Source organism: Arthrobacter sp. AOP36-C1-22 (assembly GCF_052377515.1).
GTDB lineage: Bacteria > Actinomycetota > Actinomycetes > Actinomycetales > Micrococcaceae > Arthrobacter_H.
In genome coordinates this window covers 1-922 of record NZ_JBQSWW010000066.1, presented here as the reverse complement: position 1 = coordinate 922, position 922 = coordinate 1, and the positions used below count along the sequence as shown (strand labels likewise).

General features: G+C 63.8%; 1 protein-coding gene. It reads right to left on the bottom strand.

The features are described from left to right. Positions 1 to 901: IS481 family transposase (locus tag ACT3S6_RS15890; protein ID WP_444555775.1), on the bottom strand; the 901-nt coding region annotated here is incomplete at its 3' end. Positions 902 to 922: the final 21 nt, after the last annotated feature.

The window sequence follows — 922 nt, the reverse complement described above, 5'->3', positions numbered from 1 at the left end:
TCCAATCCGGCAGTGCTTCGCGGCGGGTGGCCTCGCTGCCATAGAACCTGGCGTAGGCCCAACCGTCGTTCAGGGTCCGATGGAACCGCTCGATTTTCCCATTGGTCTGGGGCCGGTAAGGGCGGGTCCGCTTGGGCGTGATGGCCAGCTCGGCGCAGGCGTCACGCCAGGCATGCGAGCGGTAGGCGGACCCATTATCAGATAGCACGCGCTCCACGACGACGTCACGGGCAGCGAACCACGCCACGGCCCGTTCCAGTACCGCGATGGCCGTTACCGACTTCTCATCATCATGAATCTCGGCATAGGCGATACGCGAGTGATCATCGATGACCGTGTGCACGAAGGCGGTTCCCATTTTCGGGTTGTGGTTCGCATTGCGGGGCTTGTCCGGGGTTGCTGCACGGTTCTTGTCTCCGGCCTGCCGGCCCACGAACCGGTGCCCGCCGCCGTCGGGAATATTGCCGAATTTGGTGACGTCCACGTGGATCATCGATCCCGGATAGGGGTGCTCATAGCGGCGGATTTTCTCACCGGTGACCCGGTCGATATAGCGCAGCCTGTTGATCCGGCAACGTACCAGCACTGCGTGCACCGTCGAGGCAGCCAGGCCCAGCCGGTAGGCGATCTGGACGGGCCCCAAGCGCTTGCGCCAGCGCAGTGCCACGATTTGTTTGACCGCTGCCTGCGGGGTGCGTGCAGGACTTGTCCGGGGTCTGCTGGGCTTGTCGGCCATCCCGGCCGCGCCGTGGGCTCGGTAGCGGTCGGCCCAGCGTTTGGCGGTGGGCCAGGAGACCATGAACATTTTCGCTGCGGTGGAGACGCTCCACTGCTGGTCAACGATGAGCTTGGCGATTCTCAGACGTGCTTTGGGGGTCAGGGCTGCATTAGCGTGGGACATGAAGGCCTCCTGTTTGTGAAG